Here is an 18,960-nt window from a genome sequence, read left to right on the forward strand (position 1 = left end):
ATTAAAATAATTTAATCTTTAAATGAAAAATCTATATTTTTAAACTTTTCGATAGCGTTATAATTCGTCAGATCAATCTGAATCGGCGTTATAGAAATAAAACCTGCATGAACTGCTTCGTAATCACTGTTTTCAATATCTTCAAATTTTATATTTTTACCGCCTATCCAGTAATATTTCCTGCCGCGCGGGTCTTCTTTTTCTACAACGAAATCTTCAAAGTATCTTTTGCCCTGCCTTGTAATTTTATATTCAAAATCCGGTGATTTGATAATTGTCTGCGGAATATTAACATTCAAAAAAGTAAATTTAGGAAGTTCTATTGCTGCAACTATGTTGGCAAGACTGACTGTAAATTTTGCAGCTTTTCTGAAAGAAAGTTCAAGGTCGTCTTCTAAAGCAGGGTCTTTAAGCAGATAGCCGCCGCCTTTATTTACGACTAAGGAAACAGCTATTGATTTTATGCCCATTATAGCGCCTTCCATAGCGGCGGAAACCGTACCGGAATATGTTACATCGTCGCAAATATTTCCGCCGTAATTTATGCCGGAAATAATAAGGTCGGGTTTATATTTCAATATTGAATTAACGCCGATATTTACGGCATCGGTTGGAGTACCGTCGACTGAATAAATTCCTGATTTAATCTCATGAACTCTCAGCGGTCTGTCAAGGGTCAGAGAATGCGAACTGCCGCTTCTTTCCCTATCCGGAGCTACAACGACGGTATTAAAATTTTTTCCGGAAGATTTAAATTCATCCAGCAATATATTTATTCCTGATGCAAAAACTCCGTCATCGTTTGAAATCAGAATATTCATTGATTGAGATGATATCTCTAAAAGCTGCAGCGATATTATTAATATTGTTAGATGTTAGATTTATCTTTTATTTATGGATATTTTGGAATAAAATATTTTTGATTATTTTCAACTCTTCAATAATTTCACTTACGTTTATGCGTCCTGAATTTTCAGCACAGCCGCTCGCTTTACCGTTGCAATCAGCATAAACAATTTGATTTTTATTTCTGTCTTCGGTATCTTTGATGTCTATAATATCTGTAATATCCGGACCGATATTGCAGCTGCTGCTGCTATTATTTTCCGCACTGTCAAACGGTACGCAATCTATTGCCGCCTGATTATTCCGCGATACAACGCTATTCGGACATTTTGAAGTATCTGCGTCATTATTAGCGGCATCGGCATTAGTTTCGGTTAATTTATAAAAACCGGATTTTAAAGCATTCCTGGCGCCTTTGATAGTAAATTTTTTATCATAAAGCAAATCTTTAATGACTAAAAGTTTCTCTATCTCTTTTTTAGAATATAGTCTATGAGAACTGTTTAATTTTAAAGGCTTAATAAATTTAAATTCCGTTTCCCAATATCTTATGACATAAGTTCCGACCTTTAAAATATCGGCTACTTCTCCAATTTTATAATAAACTTTTTCCTTTTCATCCTTCCAATCCATTTTGTCTATTTACTTTATTTTTTAATACATTAGAAGGTTTGAACTTGAGAACTTTTCTTTCGCTTATATACATTACCTCCCCATTTTGAGGATTCCTCCCTTTTCTTTTAGTCTTTTCTTTTACCGCAAAATTTCCGAATCCGGAAAATTTTAGCAATCCGGTTCTTTCGGCTTCAGATTTAACCATTTCAAAAAAAGAATTTACATATTTAAGCGAATCGTTATGAGGAATTCCAACCTTTTCATGAACTTTTGAAGAAATTTCTGATTTTGTTAAAGACATTTTTTATTTTTATTTTATATAAATTTATAATTAGACTATTTATAAACTGCCTATCAATAAATAAGCTTCATTGAACTGCGTTTGATAGGGGTGAGCAGCCTGAAAGCTGCTCAAAAAACGTACTTGCTTAAAATTTTAAAATAAAATTCTCAAAATAAATTTTTTAGAAAATTATCTTGATTGTGCGGCTGCGGTTTTAACAATTTCTGAAAACCCTGCAGGATCAGACAAAGCAAGTTCCGATAAAACCTTTCTATTTAACAATATATCATTTTTCTTCAGCATATTCATAAAAACGGAATAAGATATCCCATTTTTTCTGCATTCGGAATTAATACGCACAATCCATAGCGCTCTAAATTGTCTTTTTTTAACTTTCCTATCCCTGTATGAATATTTTAAAGCTTTATCGACTGCCTCCTGAGCAGTTTTAAAAAGTCTGTGCCTTGCGCCATAGTAGCCTTTAGCCTGTTTCAATACTTTTTTATGTCTTTTTCTAACGGAAATTCCTCTTTTAACTCTCGGCATTACTAAATCGTAAAATAAAATTTTTTGACGGTATATAACAAATTATTAATATTAATAATTAATATTAAATTGACAGCAAATTGCAGCCTATTCAGATTAATATTTATTATACACGGTAACAAAATATTTTATTTTTACGCCTCCTTTATTTTTAATTATTAAATTTAGTTTTATTTTAGATATTTGAAATAATTACTGCTGTTATTTATTTTAATAATTTTAATAATTGATTAATAATAAATTATAAATAAGGTATTAACTTCTTTATATTCAAAGAATCGACTGCGTTTACGACCCCTTGCTTAGCCAATCTTTTTTTTCTTTTATGCGCCTTTGATGTCAATATGTGGCTTTTGCCGGCTTTATAGTGCATCACTTTACCGGTACCGGTAATTTTAAATCTTTTTTTTGCTCCCTTGCTGGTTTTAATCTTTATTTTTTTCATTTTTATATCCTCTATTAAATATATTATTAAGCATATTATTAAGCATCTGGTTAAATATATTATTTTTAACAATTAAAACTAAATTTCACAAAGTAATTTACTTCTATTTTGTATATATGCTGCTTACACATAGTCCTATGGATACAATAAGTCCAATCAGTCTTGCGGCTTTGTCTGAGTACGCGGCGTACTCTTCAACGGAGCGACTATCGTGCTGAATGTTCTTTTTGCATCGGGCTTAATTGGAGATTCAGGCGATCCTATGTCTTTAATATCTTCAACAACCCTCTGCAGCACCTTCACGCCAAGGTCAGTATGAATTATCTCTCTGCCCTTGAAAGCAATGGTCAGCTTAACTTTATTTCCTTCTTTAAGAAAAGAAATAATATTTTTTAATTTAAAATTATAATCGTGGTCATCGGTATTAGGTCTGAATTTTATTTCTTTAGTATGTATAATAACCTGTTTCTTCTTTGCCAGCTGGTCCTTTTTGTTCTGCTCGTATTTGAATTTTCCATAATCCATTATACGGCAAACCGGAGGCGTGGAATTTTTTGAAACTTCAACCAGGTCTAAAGATTTTTCTCTGGCAAGTTTAATGGCGTCCGCTAAACCGATTATACCTAATTGTCCGCCCTCATCATTGACTACGCGGACTTCTTTAGCTTTAATTTCTTCATTGATATCGAATTTTTTTTGGATATTAATATCCCTCTCTTCTAATTTTATAATTATTTTATTTGTAATACTTAAATCGTATTTATTCTAAGGATTATTACATAATTCGGTATAAATTGTCAAGAATGATTTATAACCGTTCATGCTATTCTTTTTGTATATAAACTTCCTGAAAAATTGGTCTGCAGAATTTCCTTGTATTTATCGGCTTCTGTTTTATTATTTAAATTCTTATAGCATATATAAATATAGTATAAATCTTTAGGAATTATAGGATATCCTCTATATTGTTTTAAAACAATTTTAAACATATAAGCCGCCTGTTTCCACATTCCGGCATTAAAGTAGTATAATCCGGTAAAAAACGTATTTTTTGAAAGATGTATATTTATAATTTTTATCAGTTTTAGTGCTTCTTTTGAAAATTTGCTGTAAGGATATTTAGAAATAAGTTTTTCAAATTCAGCTTTGGCTTTTTTTGCCTGATTTTGAGACCTTCCGACCCCCATAATCCTTTTATAATGCGACATCCCTATATAAAACATTGCGAAAGGGGCTTCTTTGGAACGGGGATGAAGAACTAAAAAATCGGTATACGCTCCTCCGGCTTCAATATATTTCCCCGCAAAGTAATAAACATCGCCCAATTTTAATTCAGCCTTTCTTGTATTGCGATATGACGGATAGTTGGTTATAAGAGATTTAAAATTTTTTGCAGCGGCGGAATAATTTTTATTTTTTGCTTCATATAGAGCTTTTTTATAATAAACCTGCGGAGGCAATATCTTTTTGGTATTTTTAGAAGCACATCCCGAAAGCATAAAAGAAAAAGAAATAATAGAAACGAATATAGCAAAGAGAAATACAATTTTTAACTTTTTCATATTTTAATTTTTAAAGTTTCTGCTTAATGTTAATTTGCTTCCTTTTGAAAGTTTAATAATCATTTTAACATTGTATAAATAATCGTCAATATTAATTTTCAAAGGAAGATAAATGCCGCTTTTCTTTATATATCTGCTAAACGTAATTGTTTCAATAAATTTTTTGTTTCTTATAGCCGCAATTTTATTTATAAGAAAATTGTTATTAACGTAAATATAATAGTATTTTTGTTTTGGTTTATATTCAAAAAAGTATCCGTTTTCGGTATTATAGAACATATCCGATTTATTTATTTTCTCGGTATTGTCCAAGTTAAGAAGCAATCTGACCGATTTGAATATTCTTTTATAAGAATTAATGCTTTTAATTTTATATTTTTTATTAAATAAAACCTTTATTATGGGGTTTGGATTTTTTTTAGTTCTGTATGTATTGGTAAAAATTGCTCCGTTATTATTAATTTTAGACGAAAAGACAACGTTTCCGTACATATCCATTATTGCAAATTTTAGACATTTCCCTTTTAAATACTTATAGAATACCGATTCCTCGTAAGGCGTTCCGCCGTAATAATACAGCATTTTTGCCCTTCCTGAAATATTCTTAAATCCTTTATAATTTGCAGCCACTTTTTTTATAACGGTTTTTTCCGGAATAAAAATATGACTTTTGCGTATAGGAACGGTCTTTTCTTTAATATTATTATAAGCGCACCCTGTTAAAAAATATGACGCTGAAACAATGAGACATACGGCAAATATTTTAAAAAATAGCTTCATTGAATGTTATGTCGTCTAATGTTATATTGCAATTATTTTCATCGATAATACAAGGCACTTCGGCATTATGTCCCGCAATTATTAAAAATTCGTTATAAGCGTCTTTATCTGTTTCTATATTGTAAAGTTTAAAATTGATTCTTTTAAGAATCAATCCGTGTATAGCTTCATTGCATTTTTTTGAATCAGAACGTCCGAATATTCTAATGATTTTCATAAGTTATCTTATATTATCTATTGTTATCTTATATCAGAAAACCAAAGCTGTCTAATCAGTTTCCATAAATTATCTTATATTGTCTTATATTATCTTATTATAGTAATTAATGCAGACAAAATACAACGTATGTGCGGCGATAATTGCCCGTACAACAAAGTTATTGCACTTCCTAATTATATTATATATGTTTATTATTAAAATTTAAATCTTTATTTCAAATAATTTTTTATAATGCTCTCGGCATCTGCTTCAAATTCCTCGTATTTAGATAGATTAGAAGTGCCGCCCTGGGCAAAATCTTTTTTGCCTCCGCCTTTTCCGTCAAGCTCTTCCGATATTAATTTTATTATTTTAGCAGCGTCTATGGAACCCTCGGTAACCGCAATATAAATTATTTTTTCGTTTTGATAAAATGAACCTAATATGATAATAAAATTACTACTATTAGAATCGTTGACATTGACGCCCGCACCTGAACTATATTTTGATTTTATCATATTTGCAAGCTCTTTAAGTTCATCAGGAGTAAAACTGTCTAATTTTTTTATTAGATATGAATAATTTCCTATTTTCTTAAATTCTTTGCATAATTCACCCGCTTTAAGCATAAAATTGCTATGCTTAAGCTCTTTATTTTCTTTTTCTATAAACTCATAATCATAATAAAGCTTTATTATTTTATTATAAATATCGGCTTTGTTTGAATTTAAAAGGACTATTATATTGTTCAAATTATCTTCTTGAATATATACCGTATTAAGATAATTATATCCTGTAACGGCTTCTATTCTTCTAATTCCTGAAGCAACGGAAGATTCAGATATTATTTTAAAAAAACCTATCGAACCGGTGCTTTTAATATGAGTTCCTCCGCAAAATTCTTTTGAAACGCCCCCTATATTGACAATTCTTACTTTATCCCCGTATTTTTCGTCAAAAAAATGCAGCGCGCCTGAATGCAGAGCTGTTTCCATTTCAGTTTCTTCAACCTCTACCGCATAATTAGAAAATATAAAATCATTAACTATAATTTCTATTTTGCGGATTTCTTCATCTGTTAAAGGTTTAGAATAATTAAAATCAAATCTTAATTTTTCGGAATCCACATAAGAACCCTGCTGCGAAGATGTGCTTCCGAGAACCTCTCTTAAAGCTGCGTGCAAAAGATGGGTAGCGCTGTGATTTGACTCGGTCATTCGCCGTAATTTTGCGTCTACTTTAAAGAATGCCTTGCGGTGTAAGTAATTACCGGCATTGCCGCTGCCTGCCGCTCCTGTTTCCAATCCGGTGCTGTCGGTTATCCTGCCGTGATGCAAAAATACGCCTGATTTTGTTTTAATCGTCTTGTCAACTTTAAAATATCCTGTCTGCCATTCTATTATCCCTTTATCTCCGTCCTGTCCGCCGCTTTCGGCATAAAAAGGAGTTTTATCGGAAATTATAAATCCGGTCGCGTTATTTTCAGGATTACTTAATAAATTGACCTCTTCGTCTAAAAAACCGATTATTTCTGCTTCTTCTTCAAGTTTATTGTAACCGACAAACACGGTTGGATTTAAATTTAAATCCAGACCCGTAAAATCTATTTTACCCTTTTTCTGCTTTGAATAATTTTTTTGATTTTGCATTAATTTTTCAAAACCTGCCAGATCAACGTTTAAATTATTTTCGGAAGCCGCATCTATAGCCAGGTCAACCGGAAAACCGTAGGTATCGTACAGTTTAAAAACAAAATCGCCGTTTATTGTTTTTATTTTTTCAGTTTTAAGGCGGTTGATTTCATCTTCAAGCAATTTTGTGCCTGAATTCAAAGTTCCTTTAAAACGTTCAAATTCGTCTGATATAATCTTTTCAAATATACCGAAACTTTCCCTGATTTCCGGATAAAAAGCAGCCATCGTTAATACTACGGTATTGCCGATATAAACTAAATTGCTGATATTAAGATTTAATTTCAAAGCGTATCTGAACAGTCTTCTCAATATTCTCCTGAAAACATATCCTCTTCCTTCATTAGACGGAAAAATTGACTCGGAGGAAAGAAAAACGGAAGTTCTTATATGATCGCTTATAACCCTCGCCGCCGTGTCATAAAGATTGTTTCCGTCCTGATATTTTATTCCGGTTATATTTTCAATTTCACTAATATATGGCATAAAAACATCGGAGTCATAATTTGATTTAACATTCTGGAGGACTCTTGCCATTCTTTCAAGTCCCATACCTGTGTCTATTGAAGGTTTCGGCAAATTTGAAAGTTTTCCGTTGGTATCTCTTTCAAACTGCATAAATACTAAATTCCATACTTCTAAATACCTCCCGCAATCGCAGGTCACGTCGCACTCTGTATGCCCCCATTCGGAAAATCCCGTATCAAAAAAAATTTCGCTTGAATAGCCGCACGGACCGACATCTCCCATCTGCCATAAATTAGTATCATCGTCCAATTTATATATTTTTTTTTCGTCAATCTTTATTTTATCTTTCCATATCAAATACCCTTCTTCGTCTTTTTTATGAACGGTTATATAAAGTTTTTCGGCATCCATCTCAAGTTCGTTAATGAGAAAATCCCACGCAAAGCTGATTGCTTCATTTTTAAAATAATCTCCGAATGAAAAATTGCCGAGCATCTCAAAAAAAGTGTGGTGTCTTGTGGTTTTCCCTACATTTTCAAGGTCGTTATGCTTACCGCCTGCGCGCATACATTTTTGAGCAGTTACGGCTCTGTTGAAAGACGGTTTGGAAATCCCAGTAAAATAATCCTTAAACTGCACCATGCCGGCGTTGGTAAACATTATTGAATCATCGCCTGCAGGAATTAAAGACGAACTCGGAATATGTTTATGTCCTTTTTCTTTGAAATAAGCAATGAATAATTCCCGCAGTTCGTTAGAAAGTAAATATTTCATATAAAATTAATCCTTTATTAATTTAGAGTGAATTAGAGACAGGCGCCTTTTTATTAATCCGCTATAAATTGGGGCAATTGCCGTCGTTTGTTTTATTTATTTATATTTTTAAATTAAATTATTTCTATGTTTCTATAGTTTTCTTATATTTTTATATTTTTATATTTTTTTCTATATTTCTATGTTTCTATATTTCTAAATTTTTAATTATACATATTTTTCAGAATTTCCCATTTATTATATCTTCAACCGCGTCTGAAGAAAAACCTCTCCTCTGCAAAAAATCATACAGTTTTTTTTTATATATTATTTTGTCTTCTTTATATTTTATTAGAGCAGGTTTCTTTTTTTCAAGGGCTTTTTCGGCAATCTGCTTTTCTTCTTCCGAAGTATAGAGGCTTTCTAAAAGATTATTTATCAGCGAACTGTTTATTCCTTTAGTATGCATCTGATAGGCTAATTTCATTTTACCCACCATTTTCAATTTGCCGATTCTTATCATATTTTCGCCGTAGCTTTCATCATTTATATAATTTAAATCCTTCAGCTTTTTTATAGTTTGGCTTATAGATGAAGTAGAAAATCCTTTCTTAATTAATTTTTGAGCCATTGAACTTTCTGAATATGATTTAATTGCCAGAAGTTTTAAAGCATAATCCATAGGAAGCTTTTCAGTATTGCTTTTCAGTACTTTCATTTTGTTTCCCATATGGACTGGTTTGAAGACCCGGAACCGGAAGCAGAGTCCACGCCGGATATAAGCAGAGCCAGATCGTTAGGACTGGTCGATTCGGCTAATGCATCCTCGTAAGTAATAAGATTGTTTTTATAAAAACCGTATAATGACTGGTCAAATGTCTGCATACCATATTGCGTATTTCCTGCTTTTATATAATCCCTGATACCTGAAGTCTTGTCTTCATTCAGTATGCAATCCTTTATCGTTTCAGTGCCTATTAATATCTCTGCGGCGGGAAGTCTGCCTTGCTTATCTGCTTTTTGGATAAGGCGCTGGGATATGACAGCCGTAATAACACTGCTTAATTGTATTCTTATCTGCTTTTGCTGGTAAGGAGGAAAAACGGCTATAATTCTATTAATAGTTTCCTGAGCATCTAACGTATGTAATGTGCTCATAACGAGATGTCCTGTTTCGGCAGCGGTAATTGCGGTTTCTATAGTTTCAAGATCCCGCATTTCTCCTACAAGAACAACATCCGGATCCTGTCTTAACGCTTCCCTGAGTCCATGAGAAAATGAATACACGTCCATACCTATTTCACGCTGGTTTACTATGGATTTAATATCTTTGTGAAGATATTCTATCGGGTCTTCTATGGTGATTATATGAACCGACTTATTAGCATTAATATAATTTATCATTGAAGCAAGCGTCGTGGATTTTCCGCTTCCGGTGATACCTGTTACTAAAATTAGACCTCTTTCTTTTAACGCAACCGATTTGACAATAGGAGGCAAACTCAGCGTATCAATGGAAGGTACGCTGAACGGTATATATCTCATGGCTATACTTAAACTGTTTCTCTGAGAAAAAATATTTACCCTGAATCTGCCGACATCGGCAAGACTATATGCAAGGTCAACGTCTTTATTTTCTTGAAAAACTTTCATCTGATACTTATCTATCATACTGAAAGCAATCTTATCTATAATTTCCTTTGAAAGCACCCCGAAATCCGGTTGAACAACCAATTCTCCGTTAATTCTGAAAATAGGAGCGGAATTAACTTTCAAATGAACATCGGAAGCTTTTTTATTCACTGAAAATGTCAGAATTTTCTCAATAAATGTAAGAGATTGTTTCTGCTGTTCTAAAGCAATATTGCGCTGAGCGCCGTTAATATCATCTGTATTATTCGTATTGCTTATATGATTTGTATTATTTATATCAGTTATATTGTTTATATTATCGGTTTCCATATTAATCCATAATAATTAGATTACATTAAATAAGTAATTAATTAAGTTTAACCGCATTTAATTAAACTAAGTAAAACAAAATTAAATTCTTAAATTTTTTTACGGTTTTAAATTAAAATGATTCATTATTTTCCCCATTATTTCATTTTTTATAGCAGGATTGTTTCTAAGAAATTCTTTAGCGGCTTCCCTTCCCTGACCCAGTCTTTCTTTTCCGTAGCTGAACCATGTTCCCGCTTTGTCTATGATTCCGCTTTCGGAACCTATATCTACTATATCGCCTTCGGTAGATATACCGCTGTTATATATTATATCAAACTCCGCTTCTTTAAACGGAGGGGCAACTTTATTTTTGACTATTCTTGCTTTTGTACGAGAACCTACCACTTCATCCCCTTTTTTGATAGAACCTATCCGCCGAATATCAATACGTACCGAAGCGTAAAATTTAAGAGCGTTCCCTCCGGTTGTAGTTTCGGGAGAACCGAACATAATACCTATTTTCATTCTGATTTGATTAATGAAAATCACTGCTGTATTTGATTTTGATATAGCCGAAGTAAGTTTTCTCAGTGCCTGAGACATCAATCTTGCCTGAAGTCCCATATGGGCATCGCCCATATCTCCTTCTATCTCCGCTTTAGGAACAAGCGCTGCAACGGAATCGATAACAAGAACATCTACCGAACCGGACCTTACAAGAGAATCTGCTATTTCTAAAGCTTCTTCGCCTGTTCCCGGCTGTGAGACTAAAAGATCGTCCACATTTACGCCGATTTTTTTCGCATAATTTAAATCTAAGGCGTGTTCTGCATCAATAAAAGCAGCTATGCCGCCTTTTTTTTGCGCCTCGGCAATTATCTGTAAAGTCAACGTAGTCTTCCCCGAAGATTCCGGTCCAAAAATTTCAATAACCCTGCCCTGCGGTATACCGCCTATTCCGAGAGCTATATCTAGAGAAAGAGAACCCGTTGAAATTGACGGTATGTTCTCTACTATCGGTTTACCGCCTAATTTCATAATAGACCCCATGCCGAACTGCTTTTCTATTTGAGAAATAGCTAGCTCAAGCGCTTTTTTCTTTTGTTCGTTGATTGGATTTGCAATATCTCTGTTTTTTTCTTTCTCTTTTTCTTTGTATTTGTCTTCTTTTTCTTTGTCTTTGTCTTCCGGCATATCGGAATTATTAATTTTAGCAGCCATGATTTAATTTATCCTCAATAATATATATTTAATTATTTGATATTATATTATAAATTTTATAATATCAAGTTAAAATAATTTTAAAAATAGATTACATTATTGCTACGTTATATTTACAATATTGTTACATGAGCGTTACGCCTTGGCATGCCCGACTCCATCATTGCTAAAGCAGCGGATAATCTTCGCCGTACCACGCCCCGTTTCCGCAGCATTTTATTATTTATCCGTCCCTGCATATGCCATAAGTCTATAAATCCAGAATAGGACCATTTTGGCGGTATAAATCTTTATTTCATTTCTTGTGCCTGAAAAATTATACTTTCTGACCTCCTGAATATTATCGGAAGATAAAGCTATAAACACAGTTCCTACGGGATAGTTGTCCGATTCTCCTTTGGGTCCTGCAAAACCGGTTACTGCGGCGCCTATATCAGAATAAGCTTTTTTTCTTATATTTTCAGCCATTAGTATAGCACATTCCGAAGATACCGCTCCATTTTTTTCTATAATATCTTCATCAATGCCCAGTTCATTTATCTTCGCAAAATTGGAGTAGACTATCTCGCTTAAAATAAAATAAGCCGAAGCCCCGGGCGGATCGGTTAATTTGTTAGAAATATAGCCTCCGGTTAGCGACTCTGCAATAGCGACGGTAATTTGATTTTTTTTTAGCAAAGCTGAGCAAACCGTTTCTAATTCATCATCGTCATATCCGTAAATAAAATTATTAAACTCCGCAAGTACAATATCGTCTATTGCTTTGATAGCGTCTTGAAGTTTTTGGGTTGTAATGCCCTTTACGTAAATACTTAGAATAATTTCACCATAAGAAAATTCAAACGAATATTTTAAATCCGCAAACTTGTCGCTTATACGCTTTAAATTGTTTTCAAACTTTTTTTCTTTAAGACCGAATAATTTATATTTTCTTTTTTTAATAAAATAAGATATTCCCAATTTCCCTATCATTTTTCCGAGTACATGATTTTTAAACATTGCCTTTGCATCATCCGGTTCTAAAGGCATAGCGGCAAAAAAAACAGGTTCGGTCAGGTAAAAACCGGAAAGCCCGGAATTTTGATTAGGAATAACAAATGAATTTTTTGGAAAATAGCATGATTTTTCATATGCAGATTTATACTGTTTACCTTTGGATTCATATACAAGTTTCATCAAATCCAGCGCATCTTTGCTTTTTATCAGCTCCCTTTTTAATACATTCGATACCATTTCAGACGTAATATTCAAATCTTCTTTTAAACCGCCGCAAACCAATATTGCCGAGGAATCTCCCGTCAGCATATACGACAAGACTTTATAAATACTGTCTGATGAGTCGTCTGGAAGACATACCGCTTCTTTAAATTTCAAATTATAATCGGCAAGCGTATCCGAAAAATCTAAAAGAATCTCGCCTGCTTTTTTAAAATCGTAATTATCGGCAATAATTAATATCTTAATATCATCCATTAAGTTATAGGAAATTATTTTAAATATATACCCTGTATATTTTTATTATATATATTTATTTATTTAATAAATTATTTAACAAATTGTGTATTTTCATTTCTTCATGCGCGTTATGCATCTTTATAATAATATATAATGATATATAATGATATTAAGTTTTACAGACCTACAATTATAACAATTATCAATCTTAAAAGCACTGCGGAAATAACCGCGGCTATGACATCGTCAAGCATGATGCCTATGCCTCCGCCGATACGTTTGTCTGCGGCGCCGATAGGAAACGGTTTAATTATATCAAAAATTCTAAATAATAAAAATCCTATTAAAATATATAGTATCGAAAAAGGCGCCCAAAAAGCTCCGAGCATAGTGATTAAATAACCTTCAACCTCATCTATTACAACTTCTGAAGGGTCTTTTTTACCAATAATTTTTTCTGCTCTTGAAGAAAAAAATATTCCCGCAAAAAACAACACGATACATAATATAATATAACCTGAAAAGGTCAGATAATGAAAAAAGAGAAAATATAGAACCATAGAGGCAAAAGTTCCGGCAGTTCCGGGACCGTACGGAAAATATCCGACATAAAAGAAAGTTGCAAAAAATATAGATATGCTGTCTATAAAATTTTTATTTTTATACATTACTGTTGCATCCCGCTTTATGCTATTAATTCGAACACGATAGCTATTTTTTTAATTTTTAATCTTTCCCTGTATTATTACAGTTTTATCAAACCAGCGCTATAACAAACTATCATTAAATTAAAATTGAATCAAAATAAAAATAAATAAATAAATATTGTATGCCCCTTAATTTCCTGACTTATGCGGATTTGCGCCCCTAAACCCTAATTTTTCTTTCTATCCGGACTGGTATTTATATCGCCGCATTGATATGTTTAATAATATTGCTACGGCAGATATATCCACAATCAGCGAAGTTCCTCCGTAGCTGAAAAATGGAAGCGGAACGCCCACTACCGGCAATAAACCGATAGCCATAGCAATATTAATAACCGTGTGCAGCGTAATTATAAATAAAGCTCCTGAACCCAGTAAAAATGCCGGCAGTCTTTTAGTATTATAGACTATTTTAAATCCTCTTATAATTAAAATAAAATATAATCCGATTAAAATTATCGAACCGATAAATCCGAACTGCTGGGCATAGGTAGAAAATATAAAATCCGTCTGTTTGGCAGGCAAAAAATTTAATATACTCTGACTGCCGTGCCTGAATCCGTCACCCAGAATTCTACCTGCGCCGACTGCTATTTCAGATTGTATAATATTATAGCCAGCGCCTAAGGATGCTTTCGCCGGATGCAAAAATATAAGAATTCTGCTCTTCTGATAAGTTTTGAGATGTCCCCATATAACAGGCAATACAACAATGGCAAAAAACAAGGCAATCGCCATTGAAACCCTTTTGATGCCTGAAAGATAAACAATAATGCATCCGACAAAGAAAACAATAAGCGATGTTCCGAGGTCCGGTTCTTTAGCTATAAGTAAAACAGGTATAATAATTATTAAAAAAGGAATCATCAAATCGGTTAATTTATAATATTTTTTTTTAGCGTCTGTAAAATATTTTGCTAAAGCAAGAATTAACGCTATTTTCATAAGTTCTGAGGGCTGTATCGTAAACAATCCTAAAGAAATCCACCTTGACGCGCCGTGCGATATTTTCCCCTTTATTAAAACTATAATTATTAAAATCAGAACAACGCCGTAAATATAGTATGCAATATCTATAAGAGTATTGTAATCTATTGATATTATTGCAAACAGCACAAAAAAAGAAATTCCGAACCATATAATCTGTTTCACAACATAAGAGTTAAGCAATTCATGATGATTAAGACTTAATGAACCAAGCAGATTAACTATTCCTAAAAAAGAAATTATTACTACCGTAAAGAATAAAATAAAATCAAAATTTTTAATGTTATCCGATAATTTCATTTAAATATCAGTTATACTTTTAATTTATATTATATATATTTATAATTTTTGTTTTATATTAATTTTTCTAAAAACTTGTATAAATAAAACTTGGAAGATTTTTATTTTTATTATTTTTTCTTTTTTTGAGAGACGGTTTCCACATGCCTTTCTGTTCAAGATATTTTTCAACTATTTTTTTTGCAACTACTGCTGCATGAGCTCCAAGAAATTTTGCGTGCATTTCAAGAACCACTACGGCAATTTTTGGATGATTCATCGGGGCAAATCCAACAAACCACGCGTTATCCCTATCTTTTCTCGGAATATATTTTGCATCGTAAATAGAATAAGTTTTTGAGATTATCTGCGCAGTTCCGGTTTTGCCGCAAAATGAAATGCCTCTTATCCTTCCATTAGTGGCAGTTCCGTTTTTTCCGTTTACCACTTCGTAAAGACCTTTTTTTATAGCTTTTATATAGCTTCTTTTTAGCTTAATCCGTCTTATCAATCTGCTTTTAATCTGTTTTACTATCCTACCCGAACTCGATACAATTTTACTTACTATATAAGGACGGTAAAGATAGCCGCCGTTTGCGATAGCGCTGTACGCCTCAACAAGTTGCAAAGGGGTAACTGAAACATAACTCTGTCCGATTATAGAGGATAACGTTGAACCTTTATACCATCTTCTATGATAAACTTTATAAACTAATTTTCTTGTAGGAATAAATCCGGGATTTTCAGCAGGCAGATCAATTCCTGTTTTTTTGCCGAATCCAAGTAGATGCGCATAATAGGCTATCTGAGAAATATGAAGCCTAACGGCAATAGAATAAAAATAAGTGTCTACGGATTCTTCTAATGCGGTATATAAATTTATTTTCGAATCCTGATTGGGATTCCAGTTATAAAACACCGCGTCCCCCAGTTTAAAAGTAGGACCTGCAAAAATCTTTTTATTTGGTGTAATCAGATGTGTTTCAAGACCTGCAAGCGCACCGACAATTTTAAACGTGGAGCCAGGCGCCAAAGAATTTTGTATAGCTTTATTTTGAAGAGGATGTTCGTCGTTATTTATAATTTTATCCCATTCTTTTGTTGAAATACCCTTGGAAAAATAAACAGGATTAAAAGAAGGGGTAGATACCATAGCAAGAATTTTTCCGTTATTCGGATTCATTGCAATTACGGCACCCTCTTTTTTTTTCATAAGTTTATATGCAAGTTTTTCTAAAGTAAGATCGAGCGTAGTATATACATTATCCCCCATTTTAGGCTTTTCGACCACGACTTTTCCTTCGCTTTTACCGAACGAATTCACTACAACCCTTTTTTCTCCGTCTTTTCCGTGTAAATATTTTTGATAATAATATTCCAATCCTGTTTCTCCGATAATATCGGAAGGATTAACATACGAATATTTTTTTTCTTTTAATTGTTCAGAAGAGACTAAACCGACGTACCCGAATATTTGCGCTCCTATATCTCCATATTTATAATGTCTTATAGGTATTTTTTCTATAAAAAAACCGGGGAGATAGAGTTTATTAACCTCAAAAACAGATAAATTTTTTATAGACAGATTTCTTATTAAAACTATTGAATCATAATCAGGTATAAATTCTTCTTTTTTTACTATTTTGTACAATCTGGAATATTTTTTATGAAACATGGAAGCAATTAAATGAAGTTCTCTTTTTAACGACTTTGTATGAGCTACAGTTACGGCAATATTGAAAGACGATTCATTATCAACCATAATCTTGCCTGTGTCAGATAATATATATCCTCTCGGCGCCGGCAGATATATTATCCTTGTAGCATTATTTTTAGCAAGATAATAATAATGATTTCCGTTGATAACCTGCAAAAAAAATATTCTTGCAATAATCAATAAACATATCACCGAAAAAATCAACGCAATAAAATTTAATCTTTTTTTTTGGCTATTAAATATCCCGTTTTCGTTAAATGCAGAAGACATATTAAAGATATAGTTAATAATAAAATATAAAAAATAATATAAAAAATAATATAAAAAATAATATGTAAAAATGTATTTTTAATTTTAAAAAAGGTAAATTTTCTTAATCGGCACTAAGCAGAAATATGACTATATTTTAGCAGTATCTACATAGTTGCGGCGTATCTCATATTATATTTATAATAAAATTTAATAAGACTAAATAAAATTTATAAATTAAGTCCGCTGTGATTTATTCCTTCAATATCTACCGCAACTGTTTTAAATCCTATTTCTTTTATTTTTGATATAATATCAGATAATGATTCATATTGCATCAGGTTATTAATCTGCGCCGAAGGAACTTCAATTTTTGCCAGTTTTCCATAATGTCTTATCCTTACTTCGTTAAATCCGTTTTGCATCAGCACATCTTCAGCCCTTTCAACCATTTTAATTTTTTCTTCCGTTACAATGCTGCCGAATGGTATTCTTGACGCCAGACAAGCCATTTGAGGTTTGTCCCACGTATCAAGCCTAAAAAATTTAGAAGCATTTCTTATATCATTTTTAAAAAAACCTGCTTCTTTTAAAGGAGATATGACATTAAATTCTTTTTCGGCTTTCATTCCCGGTCTATCTTTAAAATTAGCCTCGTCCTCGGCGTTAGTTCCGACGGACAATTTATAGCCCTCTGGAATATAAGGTCTTATGGTCTTAAATAATGCAATTTTACAAAAATAACATCTTAAATAATCATTTTTTAAATATGATTCGTCTAAATACTCTTTAGTTTTAACTATAATATGCTTTACGCCTAATTCAAACGTTTTTTTTTTACAGAACTCAATTTCTCTGCCAGGTATTGTAAAGGAATTACCGGTAACAGCCAGTACATTTTCGGCGCCGAGCGTTTTTCCGGCAATAAATAATAGAAAAGTTGAATCGACCCCTCCGCTGTATGCGACGGCAATTTTTTTTTCGCTGCCGAGGATCGTTTGAATCTTTTCTATTTTTTGCAATAAATTGTCATCTATTTCTATCATTTTATCCGCTGTATATGTTGAAGCTGCAGTACTTATTGAAATTTCCGTATCTATAACAGTATTCATAATTGTTCACATTTTTTATTTTTTTATCCGTAAATTCGTTCTTACACACGCTGCATTATTTTATTTATTAATGGAATATTATATTTTATGTGCGATTTAGATTCAAGGTATGTTACGTAATCATCTAAAAATTCAGTCTGCTTCTCAAACATATAATTTCTGTACGCGGCAAACTTTTTTTGCGGCGTAAGTTTAAAAGCAGGAAAGTGAATATGTTTTATTTTCAATACCGTAAATCCGGATTTTATAGAGATTGGAACTAATGAAATCTTGCCTTGAATACCGGATGACGCCGCCTGCAGCACTGTACCGTTGAAGTTATATTTTTTAAATTTATTTGAAGCAATTAATTGAGTATCCGTCTGCAACGGAAAATTAACAATCTTGGCTTTAAATTGAATTGCCAGTTTTTTAAATCCGCTGTTAGAAAGAACAATTTTTTTAATAAACTTATAAGCAGCGTTTTTGGTCTTGAAAATAGCTGCTTCAAAAGCAACTGATTTATTCTGCAATATATAATTATCGGCAATCTGCTGTTTATTAAAACTAAAAGAACTCTGAATAATTGCACGCATAAAATGCCTATCGATTGCGTGTTTATAATGTTTTTCAAAAATAGCCTGCGTCATATGATTCTGGGCAAGAACAGCTGTAAAGGCTTTATTGCTGAAATTTCCGTTTTTTTGAAATGCGTAAATACCGGCTATTTTATTTGCGAGATAATGCTTAGAAACGCTGACGCCAAAATTATTAGCTCTATTTTCTAAAACTTTATCTGCGACAATAGAAGATAATGCTTTGCCGGCTATATATTTTTTCATAGTCTTATTAATATTTTTGCCATATAATTCTCTGTAATAATTTTCAAGATTACCGTAATATCTATAAAATGCAGCTACCGTAACAGGTTTCCCGTCAACCATAGCTACATTCTGCGGAGATATAGCGCTGCCTCCTCCCACAATATACGGTAAAAAGCTAAAACCTACTATAAATAAAAATCCTACAACTATTGTCACTATCTTGCCAAATAAAGAACCGTAAAATCTTCTTAAAAACTCAAGCATAAATAAATCCTCTTTTAATTTTTTAAAATTAAAT

19 protein-coding genes are annotated in these 18,960 nt (G+C 32.4%); all 19 read right to left on the reverse strand.

Annotation, left to right across the window (positions count from 1 at the left end; all coding sequences use genetic code 11):
- Nucleotides 1-11: 11 nt before the first annotated feature.
- The 19 genes from surE to EVJ46_00405 all read right to left on the reverse strand — a co-directional run bounded on the left by surE (nt 12) and on the right by EVJ46_00405 (nt 18,926).
- Nucleotides 12-821 carry a 5'/3'-nucleotidase SurE gene (surE, locus tag EVJ46_00315; GenBank protein ID RZD16720.1) on the reverse strand — a complete coding sequence of 270 codons (810 nt, stop codon included), beginning with the start codon at nt 819-821 and terminating at the stop codon, nt 12-14.
- A 67-nt stretch (nt 822-888) separates the two neighbouring features.
- Complete coding sequence (locus tag EVJ46_00320) at nt 889-1,479, reverse strand: MerR family transcriptional regulator (protein RZD16721.1); 591 nt, start codon at nt 1,477-1,479, stop codon at nt 889-891.
- Nucleotides 1,463-1,762 (reverse strand): integration host factor subunit alpha, encoded by a 300-nt coding sequence (locus tag EVJ46_00325; GenBank protein RZD16722.1) that lies wholly within the window; start codon nt 1,760-1,762, stop codon nt 1,463-1,465. Before EVJ46_00325 ends, EVJ46_00320 begins: the two co-directional genes overlap by 17 nt.
- Before the next feature lie 171 nt (nt 1,763-1,933).
- Nucleotides 1,934-2,290: a 50S ribosomal protein L20 gene (locus tag EVJ46_00330; GenBank protein RZD16723.1), complete on the reverse strand. Its 357-nt coding sequence runs from the start codon at nt 2,288-2,290 to the stop codon at nt 1,934-1,936.
- A 241-nt stretch (nt 2,291-2,531) separates the two neighbouring features.
- The gene (gene rpmI, locus EVJ46_00335) at nt 2,532-2,735 is read right to left on the reverse strand and encodes a 50S ribosomal protein L35 (GenBank protein ID RZD16724.1); all 204 of its coding nucleotides are present in this window, start codon (nt 2,733-2,735) and stop codon (nt 2,532-2,534) included.
- A 156-nt stretch (nt 2,736-2,891) separates the two neighbouring features.
- Nucleotides 2,892-3,437, reverse strand: coding sequence for a translation initiation factor IF-3 (locus EVJ46_00340; protein RZD16725.1), 546 nt, complete (start codon nt 3,435-3,437; stop codon nt 2,892-2,894).
- Between the two features lie 116 nt (nt 3,438-3,553).
- Nucleotides 3,554-4,297, reverse strand: coding sequence for an outer membrane protein assembly factor BamD (gene bamD, locus EVJ46_00345; protein RZD16726.1), 744 nt, complete (start codon nt 4,295-4,297; stop codon nt 3,554-3,556).
- Between the two features lie 3 nt (nt 4,298-4,300).
- Nucleotides 4,301-5,077 carry a hypothetical protein gene (locus EVJ46_00350; GenBank protein RZD16727.1) on the reverse strand — a complete coding sequence of 259 codons (777 nt, stop codon included), beginning with the start codon at nt 5,075-5,077 and terminating at the stop codon, nt 4,301-4,303.
- Nucleotides 5,061-5,294 (reverse strand): hypothetical protein, encoded by a 234-nt coding sequence (locus EVJ46_00355; protein RZD16728.1) that lies wholly within the window; start codon nt 5,292-5,294, stop codon nt 5,061-5,063. The genes EVJ46_00350 and EVJ46_00355 overlap by 17 nt, the downstream gene beginning before the upstream one ends.
- 212 nt (nt 5,295-5,506) lie before the next feature.
- Nucleotides 5,507-8,209: an alanine--tRNA ligase gene (gene alaS, locus EVJ46_00360; GenBank protein RZD16729.1), complete on the reverse strand. Its 2,703-nt coding sequence runs from the start codon at nt 8,207-8,209 to the stop codon at nt 5,507-5,509.
- A gap of 220 nt (nt 8,210-8,429) precedes the next feature.
- Entirely contained in the window at nt 8,430-8,918 is a 489-nt protein-coding gene (locus tag EVJ46_00365) for a regulatory protein RecX (GenBank protein ID RZD16730.1), read from the reverse strand.
- Nucleotides 8,903-10,150: a type IV pilus twitching motility protein PilT gene (locus EVJ46_00370; protein ID RZD16731.1), complete on the reverse strand. Its 1,248-nt coding sequence runs from the start codon at nt 10,148-10,150 to the stop codon at nt 8,903-8,905. The genes EVJ46_00365 and EVJ46_00370 overlap by 16 nt, the downstream gene beginning before the upstream one ends.
- Nucleotides 10,151-10,249: 99 nt before the next feature.
- Nucleotides 10,250-11,326 carry a recombinase RecA gene (recA, locus tag EVJ46_00375; protein RZD17433.1) on the reverse strand — a complete coding sequence of 359 codons (1,077 nt, stop codon included), beginning with the start codon at nt 11,324-11,326 and terminating at the stop codon, nt 10,250-10,252.
- Nucleotides 11,327-11,572: 246 nt separating this feature from the next.
- On the reverse strand, nt 11,573-12,826 hold the full coding sequence (locus tag EVJ46_00380) for a nicotinamide-nucleotide amidohydrolase family protein (protein RZD16732.1): 1,254 nt from the start codon (nt 12,824-12,826) through the stop codon (nt 11,573-11,575).
- Between the two features lie 158 nt (nt 12,827-12,984).
- On the reverse strand, nt 12,985-13,476 hold the full coding sequence (locus tag EVJ46_00385; GenBank protein ID RZD16733.1) for a phosphatidylglycerophosphatase A: 492 nt from the start codon (nt 13,474-13,476) through the stop codon (nt 12,985-12,987).
- Nucleotides 13,477-13,695: 219 nt separating this feature from the next.
- Nucleotides 13,696-14,802, reverse strand: a complete 1,107-nt coding sequence (rodA, locus tag EVJ46_00390) for a rod shape-determining protein RodA (GenBank protein ID RZD16734.1) — start codon at nt 14,800-14,802, stop codon at nt 13,696-13,698.
- Nucleotides 14,803-14,869: 67 nt separating this feature from the next.
- Nucleotides 14,870-16,768 carry a penicillin-binding protein 2 gene (gene mrdA / locus EVJ46_00395; GenBank protein ID RZD16735.1) on the reverse strand — a complete coding sequence of 633 codons (1,899 nt, stop codon included), beginning with the start codon at nt 16,766-16,768 and terminating at the stop codon, nt 14,870-14,872.
- A gap of 209 nt (nt 16,769-16,977) precedes the next feature.
- Nucleotides 16,978-17,859 carry an ATP-dependent sacrificial sulfur transferase LarE gene (gene larE, locus EVJ46_00400; GenBank protein RZD16736.1) on the reverse strand — a complete coding sequence of 294 codons (882 nt, stop codon included), beginning with the start codon at nt 17,857-17,859 and terminating at the stop codon, nt 16,978-16,980.
- 41 nt (nt 17,860-17,900) lie between these two features.
- Nucleotides 17,901-18,926, reverse strand: a complete 1,026-nt coding sequence (locus tag EVJ46_00405; GenBank protein RZD16737.1) for a hypothetical protein — start codon at nt 18,924-18,926, stop codon at nt 17,901-17,903.
- Nucleotides 18,927-18,960 lie beyond the last annotated feature (34 nt).

This window comes from Candidatus Acididesulfobacter guangdongensis (assembly GCA_004195045.1).
Taxonomy (GTDB): domain Bacteria; phylum SZUA-79; class SZUA-79; order Acidulodesulfobacterales; family Acidulodesulfobacteraceae; genus Acididesulfobacter; species Acididesulfobacter guangdongensis.

Bases quoted from the DNA above. Each gene is read 5' to 3' on its own strand.
- bamD (RZD16726.1), bottom strand. From the start codon at position 4,297: ATGAAAAAGTTAAAAATTGTATTTCTCTTTGCTATATTCGTTTCTATT.
- rodA (RZD16734.1), bottom strand. From the start codon at position 14,802: ATGAAATTATCGGATAACATTAAAAATTTTGATTTTATTTTATTCTTT.
- EVJ46_00380 (RZD16732.1), bottom strand. From the start codon at position 12,826: ATGGATGATATTAAGATATTAATTATTGCCGATAATTACGATTTTAAA.
- EVJ46_00320 (RZD16721.1), bottom strand. From the start codon at position 1,479: ATGGATTGGAAGGATGAAAAGGAAAAAGTTTATTATAAAATTGGAGAA.
- surE (RZD16720.1), bottom strand. From the start codon at position 821: ATGAATATTCTGATTTCAAACGATGACGGAGTTTTTGCATCAGGAATA.
- recA (RZD17433.1), bottom strand. From the start codon at position 11,326: ATGCCGGAAGACAAAGACAAAGAAAAAGAAGACAAATACAAAGAAAAA.
- EVJ46_00325 (RZD16722.1), bottom strand. From the start codon at position 1,762: ATGTCTTTAACAAAATCAGAAATTTCTTCAAAAGTTCATGAAAAGGTT.
- mrdA (RZD16735.1), bottom strand. From the start codon at position 16,768: ATGTCTTCTGCATTTAACGAAAACGGGATATTTAATAGCCAAAAAAAA.
- EVJ46_00405 (RZD16737.1), bottom strand. From the start codon at position 18,926: ATGCTTGAGTTTTTAAGAAGATTTTACGGTTCTTTATTTGGCAAGATA.
- EVJ46_00370 (RZD16731.1), bottom strand. From the start codon at position 10,150: ATGGAAACCGATAATATAAACAATATAACTGATATAAATAATACAAAT.
- EVJ46_00365 (RZD16730.1), bottom strand. From the start codon at position 8,918: ATGGGAAACAAAATGAAAGTACTGAAAAGCAATACTGAAAAGCTTCCT.
- rpmI (RZD16724.1), bottom strand. From the start codon at position 2,735: ATGAAAAAAATAAAGATTAAAACCAGCAAGGGAGCAAAAAAAAGATTT.
- EVJ46_00350 (RZD16727.1), bottom strand. From the start codon at position 5,077: ATGAAGCTATTTTTTAAAATATTTGCCGTATGTCTCATTGTTTCAGCG.
- EVJ46_00385 (RZD16733.1), bottom strand. From the start codon at position 13,476: ATGTATAAAAATAAAAATTTTATAGACAGCATATCTATATTTTTTGCA.
- larE (RZD16736.1), bottom strand. From the start codon at position 17,859: ATGAATACTGTTATAGATACGGAAATTTCAATAAGTACTGCAGCTTCA.
- EVJ46_00355 (RZD16728.1), bottom strand. From the start codon at position 5,294: ATGAAAATCATTAGAATATTCGGACGTTCTGATTCAAAAAAATGCAAT.
- alaS (RZD16729.1), bottom strand. From the start codon at position 8,209: ATGAAATATTTACTTTCTAACGAACTGCGGGAATTATTCATTGCTTAT.
- EVJ46_00330 (RZD16723.1), bottom strand. From the start codon at position 2,290: ATGCCGAGAGTTAAAAGAGGAATTTCCGTTAGAAAAAGACATAAAAAA.